This window comes from Brasilonema sp. UFV-L1 (assembly GCF_012912105.1).
Taxonomy (GTDB): Bacteria; Cyanobacteriota; Cyanobacteriia; order Cyanobacteriales; family Nostocaceae; genus Brasilonema.
The window spans coordinates 1-9,770 of record NZ_QMEA01000202.1 but is presented as its reverse complement, the minus strand read 5'-3'; the positions used below and the strand labels follow the sequence as shown (position 1 = coordinate 9,770).

Below are 9,770 nucleotides of genomic sequence, written 5' to 3'. Positions count from 1 at the left end.
CCCCTAACCCCTCCCCTTGCTAAGGGGAGGGGAGCCGTAGCGTAGCTTTGGCGGGGTGGGGTAAAGCGAGGATGTAGCGCAGCCAAATGCAAACAGCTTGTTGAAAGGTTTATTAATAAAAGCCAGCGAGCGATCGCCCTACTAACCTTGTATCTTAAGAACAGTGGTAGCAAATCACAGTCAACGAGGCGATAAATTCAAATGCAGACCATTTCACTCAAAAACATCAAAACGCAACAACGCGCAATACTGCAGAGAATTTCCCACCTAGCCTCAACTGTAACACCAAGCGCAACAGAAATAAAGCAACTGACTCAAATCATCACTCAAAATGTCACAGCCATTGAACAAATTTGTGCTGCATCGCAAGCAACACCAGCCAATCTCACAAGGTGTTCACGTCACATCTATGCATGGATGAAGTTTTTAAATCAAGAAAATAACCTCCAACTTCACATCAAAACAACTCAGAAAGTTAAACAAATTGCTCAACAAATCTGTCAAGCACATGGTCATTCATCGGTCAATATTATAGTTGAATTCATTTATTTAGCCGGATTATGTAAATATAAACATTCTCCCTTAGATATTACTCTCACACTGAATGAAGGCTTCATCAACGCCAACGATGAAACCTTAGAAGCGCTTGTAAAAATCGGTATATTTGGCAAATGTCAATACACAACGCAACTTATTAGAAGTTATGCAGAAAGCGAAGAATACAGCGATGTGTTGATGGAACTTGATGTCATCACAGAAGTTGTTGTAGAGAATGCCAAAGGAAAGTGGTACGATTTAGATGAGTTATTTGAAAAAATCAATCATGAATATTTTGCATGTTCTTTAGTCAAACCACGTCTGGCTTGGAGTGGAATAAACACTTATCGTAAACTTGGTCATTATGAAGCAGCCAGAGACAGAGTGATGATGGCTTTGACTCTTGACGATGCAAGTATTCCTCAGTTTGTCATTGAGTTTGTTTTATATCACGAACTTTTGCACAAGTACCACGGCGCTACATGGGTGAATGGTAGAAGAATGGTTCACACATCAGAATTTCGCCGTGATGAACGTAAATTTAGATTGTACAAAGAAGCCGAGGAATGGCTGACAAAATTAGCATTTTTTGATAGATGATTCTGCAAGTGATACTTATCTCCCTCGTTCCTCCCCTCTCCTGGGAGCATCCCAAATGTGTAAAAACATATTTTGTCATTGCGTTAGCGTAGCGGGCAAGGGAGGGCATACGTAATAAAATGGAGCGAAACAATCGCAACATCTAGACTTTGCGATTGCTTCGCTCCACTACGTTCTGCTGCCCTCTGGGCACGCTGCGCTAACGCAATGACAACTCATCATCTTAGTAAATTGGCATGCATTGGGATGCTCCCCCTCTCCTTAATAAGGAGAGGGGTGCCCGTAAGGGCGGGGTGAGGTGATACGTATGAATGCAACGCAATTAATTTTGACTTACCAACAAAGCCCCAGGAAAGTATTTTAACACTTCGCCAATCAGCAAAGTACCATTACTTTGAACTGCTTGCTCAGTAATAGCATCTTTCCACGTTGAAGAGACTTCTGTAGGTAGCTTCAAACTCGTATCATTCCAAACCTCTTGTCCTAGTGGATATTCTCCTGGTTGAATCAGACTTGTGAAAAAGCGAGGAGCAATAGTCACAATCGTCTTATTTCCATCATTCCTTGCAAAAGCAATGATATGTTCTTTAAACTTGCCAGTCACTTCTAAAGGTAAATAATTACCTTGCTGAAAAACTTGTAAATGTTCTGTTCTTGCCTTCAAAGCTTGAACAATCAGGAACAGTTTCACTCTAGCATCTTTCTTCTGAGCAAGTAACTCATCGATGAGCTTCAGAATATCTGTGTTTGCCTGCTCCTTAATTGCTTTAAGATAAGACTGCCGAGTTTCAAAATCAACCGGACGACGATTATCAGGATCAACTAAACTCAAATCCCAAAGTTCACTTCCCTGATAAAAGTCTGGAACTCCAGGTGAGGTAATTTTCAAAAGCGTTTGAGAAAGAGAGTTAAAGATACCATATTCAGCTACCCATTTTTGGAAAGGCAAAAACTCTTTTAAAAATGGATTCTCTTGAGAAGGTTCTAAAACTGCTGTCACAAAATCAGTGAAGGCATTTTCATAAGTGCTATTTTCTCGCAGCCATGCAGTGTGAACTTTCGCTTCTCTAATAGCTTTGACCACATAATCTTTTACGCGTTCAACAAAGCTGGGAATATCTTCCTCATCAAATGGAAATGCTCCCACAAGTGTTTGATAGAAAAGATATTCATCATTTCTAACTGGCATTGTGAACCGCTTAACAGTTTTTCTGTAAGAACGATTAATGTCACTCCAACTACGAACTTGTTTTTGCCATTCTTCAGGAATTTCTGAAAGAACATTCAGCCTTGCTCTGGTATCTTCACCTCGTTTAGTATCATGAGTAGAAGTTGTACTCATAGCATGAACCCATTTGCTTTGCCGTTGTTGATTAAACTCATGAAATTCAGAAGGGCTAATACCAAAATGACCAGGTTCACCACCAACTTCATTCAAAGAAACAAAGCGATTATATACATATAAAGCAGTATCTTCAACTCCTTTCGCCATCAATGGTCCTGTGTACTGTTGCACTCTCATCACAAAATAAAGCCATTGACTTTTCTCTGCTTCACTCAGAAAATCATCATATTCTAGCAACAGCAATTTTTCAATAAAGTTTAATTCATGGTACAACAGTGGTGTGTAAGACTTGGCTGCTTCAGTCACTTCCTGAACAAAAGCCCGATCAATTTCTGATATACCCGCTTCAGTGACGTAAGTTCGGTAAACAGGAAAACGACTAAGAATTTCTGCAAGTGCTCGCTTCAAACCGTTGATCGTAAAATCATTTCCATACCGGTACTTACCAGAGATTGTTTTTAAGAGAAAAGCTAGATTATCAATATCACCTGCTAAATTTCTATCTATAATCAGGTGCTTTTTCTCTGGAACAACTTGCTCAAACGATGCTGTGATTCCTGTGAAGTTTGAGTAGATTTGAGTAAATTGCTCTTCGTTATCAGTTTTACAAAAAAGCCCATTGATATAATTTAAGTAATCATATCCAGATGTGCCTTGAACTGACCAATCACTCGGCAAGTCTTCCCCTTGCTGTAAAATCTTTTCAACAGTGATGTATGTATCTCCTGTTTTTTCTCTTAGTCTATCTATATACTGTTTTGGGTCGTACAAACCATCAATGTGGTCAATTCGCAAGCCTGTAAATTTACCTTCGCTGACTAGCTTGCAAATCAAATCATGAGTGTTTCTAAAAACTTTTAAATCTTCTACTTTGACTGATATCAACTCATTCACAGTGAAAAACCTTCTGTAATTCATCTCTTCAGCCCCTACTTTCCAGTAACAAAGGCGGAAGAATTGTTCAGAAAGAAGATTGTCTAAAAGATTAAAACTTTCTGGCTTTCCTGGTTCACCGTTAAAAAGTTGCAAATTCTCATCAATGAAAGTTTTAACTTCTGAATTATCTGTATAAAGTTCCCAGAGAAGCCCTTTCACAAATGCTGCTTGGTCTTGTCTTTGCTGTGCTGTTGTTTCTGAAGGAATATTTTTGACTATATAAAGGACACCAAGCAACCTCACAAATGTTGGATGCCTTCTTCCTAAAGTTTTCGCTAACTTACCTAAATTTTGAGTCAAAAATCTAGCGTAAGATTCTAATTTCAGAGGAAGTTTTAAACTATAATAGTTAACATTCAGACCTCTCTCATCATAGTTAAGTTGAATTTCTCCATTTTCCAAAGAATCTCCATAAAAGTTACCTAGTAATGGAGCCAAGATTGGTTCTTGTTTACCTGCAAAAGGAGAATTCCAAGAAATATCAAAGTAATCGACGTAGGCAGAGTCTGGACCGTATTCCAATACATCCATTAAGTATTTATTTTGGCTATCATAAGCCATGTGGTTAGGAACAATATCCTGTACCCAACCCATCTGATGTTGTTGTAATTCTTGAACTAAACTGTCAAAAGCTTCTTGAGTTCCTAATTCTGGATTTAACAGAGTAGGATCAACAACATCATACCCGTGACCACTTCCTGCTCTTGCTTTGAAAATCGGAGAAGCATAGAGGTCAGAAATTCCTAGTTCTGCGAGATAATTTGTAATAGCTTTAGCCGCATCAAACCCAAATTCAGAATTAAATTGAATTCGATAAGTTGCTTTTGGAATTCGCATGGGATTTACTCCTCAGTTATGATTTTATACTCACTGAATAACTTGTTGTCAGAATTGATATAAGTAGAGTAAGCGCTTTTTGCTTTCCCCAGCATAGCCCTACCGTGTACACACCGAAGCGCTCAAAACCTCACCCTCGCTTTTAGCTGCGCTAAAATCTTTCCCTCTCCTTACTAAGGAGAGGGATGCCCGACAGGGCAGGGTGAGGTTTCCAGGCAATAACGAGAGGCATGCCCGACAGGGCAGGGTGAGGTTTCGAAGGAATTTTGAGTTATTCGATGACTTGTGTATGCACCGTAGCAGCATCGCCAGGGAAAATTCCTTATTTTTGGATGAGAATTACGAGACTTCGTAAAGCGCGAAACTTTGAGATTGCATAGTCAATTGTTGGCGATCGCTTATTTGTTCTGGTAATTCTGAGCCAGAACCTTGCCACTTTTGATCAGCAGAATCTAAAATATTTTTCCAATTATTCCCTGATATTGTAGGAGTGAAAGTAACCTTGCTTTTGTTGAAGTTCATGAAGCAAAGTATTTGGTTATCTTCACTCCACCTGCGCCACCAGACAATTTTTTCATCTTCGAGAAAACCTGCTTCTAAATTTTGTCTTTCTCGCTTCACCAAAGATGGAATTATGTGACGCAGTTGAATAAGATTTTGATAAAATGACCAAAGAATTTGGTGTTTTCCTTCTTTGCGTTTTTCCCAATTCAACTTACACTTGAGAAACGTTTGCGAAGATTCTGGATCGGGCGGTTCTCCTGCATAGTGAAAAGCGGCAAACTCTTGTTTGCGTCCTTGTCTGACTGCTTTAATTAAATCTGGGTCGGAGTGACTGACAAAGTATGTAAAAGGTGCTTCTTCACCATACTCTTCACCCATAAATAAAAGGGGAATATAAGGAGAGAGGATAACTGCACCAGCGGCTAGCTTTAAGGCTTCAAATGATACCAATTGGCTTAACCGTTCACCTAGCAATTGATTGCCGATTTGGTCGTGATTTTGGATGCAGGCAACAAATTGAGTCAAGGGGCGATCGCCTGTAGAACTACCATGAAAGCGTCGGCGATGAGCTGAATACTTCCAGTCATACACAAAGGTTTGCTGATAAGCTTTTGCCAGGTGTTCGCACTTGCCAAAATCTTCGTAATACCCAATGTTGTCTCCTGTCAGTAAGGAATGTAGTGCATGATGGAAATCATCACTCCACTGAGCATCAATTCCATACCCTCCTAACTCAGGAGGACGAACCACGCGGGGATCATTTAAATCGCTTTCTGCAATCAGATAAATTTTTCGTCCCTGTTGTTCGCGAAGGGATATCACATTTTCTGCCAACTCTTCCAAAAAATGTTTTGCACCAAAATCGTAGATGGCGTGAATAGCATCTAAGCGTAGCCCATCTATATGATAGTCCCGCAGCCAGTACAAAGCATTTTCAATAAAATAATGACGCACATCATGGCTGTAAGCATTATCAAAGTTTATTGCACTGCCCCAAGGAGTGCGGTAAGTTTCTGTAAAGTAGGGACCAAAATGGCTCATGTAATTACCTTCTGGACCAAAGTGGTTATAAACCACATCAAGAACTACCGCCATTCCCTCTTGGTGACAAGCATCAACCAGTCGCTTCAACTCTTCAGGACTACCATAAGAGTTTTGCACTGCAAACGGATAAACTCCATCGTAACCCCAGTTACGATACGCGCAGCCATCTGTCGTTTCATCCCCTGGAAACTGAGCAATAGGCATAATTTCAATAGCATTCACCCCTAACTCTCGTAAATCTTTGAGTCGAGGAATGATTGCTTCAAAGGTACCTTCTTTTGTAAAAGTCCCAACATGTAACTCGTAAATAATCATGCTTTCCAAAGAAACGCCAGACCAATTGCTGTCATTCCAAGTAAAGCTGGGATCAATCACCTGCGAAGGACCATGTACACCCAAAGGTTGAAGATATGAGGCAGGATCCGGTCTGCTTTCGCCGTTATTTAATTGGTAATAATAGAGCGTTCCTGGTTGAATGTCATCAGCTTTGATGTGCCAGTATCCTTCTGCCTCGTGTCGCTGCATGGGGAATATGCGCTCTTGAGGCGAGACGATTTTGATCGCCACTGCTTCTGCATTCGGTGCCCAAACACTAAATTCACAATGACCGTTACCTAAATAATGAGCGCCAATTTTCATACATTTTAAGTGTTGAGTGAGGAGAGATGAGAGAAATAAATCAATTCAAAATTTTGAATTTTGAATGAGCGAATTTTGAATTGATTTATCCAACCCGCTGTAGTACTACCATAGAGCGGTCTACAACTGGCACTGCTTGAGTTTCCGTATAACGTCTATCATCTGCAACAAAACGAGCTTCCTTAGTGTCAATCACAACAGCCCATTCCCTGTGTTGCATTCCTTCTGGCAAAGAAAACTCAAGCGTTTCGTAGTGAGCATTGAAGAACAGGAGAAAACTGTCATCACTAATGCGTTCCCCTTTGGGACCAACACTAGGAAGTTGGTTTCCATCTAAGTACATGGCAATTGACTTAGCATAACCAATGTCCCACTGTTCCTGAGTCATTTCAGTACCATCGGGGTTGAACCATGCAATATCACTAATGCCTTTGCCATGAATAGGTCTACCTTGAAACCACTTGCGTCGCCGAAATACTGGGTGCTGACGGCGGAAGTAGATAAGTTCACGGCTAAAATTTACCAAATCCTCATTTGCCTGTTGCAAGTCCCAATCAAACCAGGAAATTTCATTGTCTTGACAGTAAGCATTATTGTTGCCTTTTTGAGTCCGCCCAATTTCATCTCCTCCCAGTAACATTGGGATACCTTGGGACAGCATCAAGGTCGTTAAAAAGTTCCGCCGTTGTCGTTCCCGTAGTTGCAAAACTTCTGGATCATCAGTTTCACCTTCAGCCCCACAGTTCCAAGAACGGTTGTGACTTTCTCCGTCTCGGTTATCTTCTCCGTTAGCTTCATTATGTTTCTCGTTATAGCTAACAAGGTCATTCAAAGTGAAACCATCATGTGCTGTAACGAAGTTAACACTTGCATTAGGTCGTCGCCCATTTAATGCATACAGATCTGGGCTACCTGTAATACGGTAAGCAAATTGCCCTAAACTTTCATCAATACCGCGCCAGAAATCTCGCACTGTATCGCGATACTTACCATTCCACTCAGACCACAAAACTGGAAATTGCCCGACTTGATAGCCGCCTTCTCCCAAATCCCAAGGTTCAGCAATCAGCTTCACATCTGCCAGTACAGGATCTTGGTGAATGATATCAAAGAAAGCAGCTAGACTGTTGACTTCATAAAGTTCTCGCGCCAAAGCTGAGGCTAAGTCAAAGCGGAAGCCATCTACGTGCATTTCTATGACCCAATACCGCAAACTATCCATGATTAATTTGAGAACTTGCGGCTGACGTACGTAGAGAGAATTACCACAGCCTGTATAATCCATGTAATAGCGAGGACTATCATCAACTAAGCGGTAGTAAACGGTATTGTCGATACCCAGCAATGAAATTGTAGGACCTAAATGATTACCTTCCCCCGTGTGGTTGTAGACAACATCTAAAATAACCTCAATTCCGGCACGATGTAGCGCTTTCACCATCTCCTTGAACTCGGTGACCTGTTCTCCCAACGTACCGCTAGAACTGTAACCAGAGTAAGGAGCAAAATAGTTAACGGAGTCGTAACCCCAATAATTCACTAATTTCTTGCCAACCAAATGTCCTGGTTGAGAAAGAAAGTGATGCACAGGCATAAGTTCTACAGCAGTGATCCCAAGTCTTTGCAGATGCTCAATTGCTGCTGAATGCCCTAACCCGGCGTAAGTACCGCGCAATTCTTCAGGGATATCTGGATGGAGTTTAGTAAAACCTTTGACATGGGTTTCATAGATGATAGTTTCATGCCAGGGGGTTCGCAAGAGCTGGTCACCTTCCCAGTCAAAGCCTTGGTCAACAACAACAGACTTTGGCATAAGATGGGCGCTATCTAGTTCCGAGAAAGATAAATCTTCTTCTGGAGAATCCCAAGAGTAACTAAACAGTTCCGGACCATTACCAATTTCACCATCAATTGCCTTTGCATAAGGATCAATTAGCAGTTTATTCGGGTTAAAGCGATGTCCTTCGTTAGGTGCGTAGGGACCATGTACTCTATACCCATATCGTTGTCCTGGTCCGACTCCTGGCACATAACCGTGCCAAACGAAATTACTAACTTCAGTCAGGGTTAGGCGTGTCTCTTGGTCATCTCGATCAAATAAACAAAGCTCAACACCTGTTGCGTTTTCTGAGAACAAAGCGAAGTTAGTCCCTTTGCCATCCCAGTTTGCCCCTAAGGGATAAACATTTCCCGGCCACAGTGCTAGGTACATAAAAGAAATCGCTAATAAAACTTTATTATTTTTTCAAAAACTTTGCGGCACAGCAATGTTAATTATTGCTACAAAGAATTGGTTTCGAGCCTACCTCTAGGAGGATGTTAGAAGATGAGATAGGTAGATCTCTTGAGCAGATAGACATACGTCTTTTGGAAGAACTTTCTTCATACTCCTTACTTTTACCTACTTCTGCTATGTCGCTTCAGACTTTTGCAACAGTTATATTTCAGTGCAACGCAACCATAACTCTGCTTTGGAGCTAGAACAGTTCGCTCATCAGAACGAAGTTGGTGGATACATAAAATTCACAAAGACATAACACTATTCCTTCGGCTTTTGCAATAGACAAGATTGCACTCATTCAAAGAAATCGTGAATGTCATTAGTCGCGAAACCGCAACGCTATCGCTCGAGGGCAGGCTCCGTGTAGCGAGGAATCTTAGAGATGTTTCGCTCCGCTCAACATGACAATTCAGGCATTTTTGCAATCTTGTCTAATCATGCGATGCTCCAGAACCAAGCCGCTGAGCACTTGTTTGCCCGTCACGCTTTGGCGCAGCCTGTCTTGTAAAACTTACGCGATGCGGAAGCACTCGCCAACGCGATCGCTTCTCTTTATTCTCCATAGTGAAAAGGGGAGCTTTAAACCTCGACTCATCCAGTACTGACACCTCCTGCATTCAGAGGTTTTGGATCCTGACACCTTCGCTCTTTCTTGGTCAGAAAGTCTTTGCTCTTCCTTCTCAAAGCTGAAAAATGCTGGTTGCCTACAAAGCTAAAACCCTTAACTGAAGCTGAATACGGCTAGATAGAGAGTAAATGATTCGCCGAGAAATCATCCGTCCAGAAAAAAGTTTGAACAAACCCTTGACACACGAAAAATCAGGGGTTATATTCAATAAAGTGTGAAAAACAAAAACACACACCGAACCAAGACAAATTAATAGTTTGAAAGCGTAAGCACTGAAATTCCTCGTCAAGATAATTTCAATCAAAGGGTTAAACCCTTCGATTTCAAATATAACTTAAAAGGGTTTCGGAAAAACAAAAGTTTTTTTCAGCCCTGACAAACTCTACAAAAACAAAACGGAGAGTTTGATCCTGGCTCAG

The 9,770-nt window shown here is 41.2% G+C and carries 4 protein-coding genes; 1 reads left to right on the top strand and 3 read right to left on the bottom strand.

Translation table 11 applies throughout. From position 1 onward, the window contains the following. The first annotated feature begins 201 nt into the window (after positions 1 to 201). Positions 202 to 1,137, top strand: a complete 936-nt coding sequence (locus tag DP117_RS32010; RefSeq protein WP_211176468.1) for a M48 family peptidase — start codon at positions 202 to 204, stop codon at positions 1,135 to 1,137. A gap of 322 nt (positions 1,138 to 1,459) precedes the next feature. Here the strand turns inward: DP117_RS32010 and treY are convergent, their stop codons facing one another. The 3 genes from treY to glgX all read right to left on the bottom strand — a co-directional run bounded on the left by treY (position 1,460) and on the right by glgX (position 8,654). Continuing rightward, the gene (gene treY, locus DP117_RS32005) at positions 1,460 to 4,255 is read right to left on the bottom strand and encodes a malto-oligosyltrehalose synthase (RefSeq protein WP_169222205.1); all 2,796 of its coding nucleotides are present in this window, start codon (positions 4,253 to 4,255) and stop codon (positions 1,460 to 1,462) included. Positions 4,256 to 4,594: 339 nt separating this feature from the next. Next, positions 4,595 to 6,442, bottom strand: a complete 1,848-nt coding sequence (gene treZ / locus DP117_RS32000) for a malto-oligosyltrehalose trehalohydrolase (RefSeq protein ID WP_169222204.1) — start codon at positions 6,440 to 6,442, stop codon at positions 4,595 to 4,597. Between the two features lie 85 nt (positions 6,443 to 6,527). Beyond that, positions 6,528 to 8,654: a glycogen debranching protein GlgX gene (gene glgX, locus DP117_RS31995; protein ID WP_169222203.1), complete on the bottom strand. Its 2,127-nt coding sequence runs from the start codon at positions 8,652 to 8,654 to the stop codon at positions 6,528 to 6,530. Between the last annotated feature and the right edge of the window lie 1,116 nt (positions 8,655 to 9,770).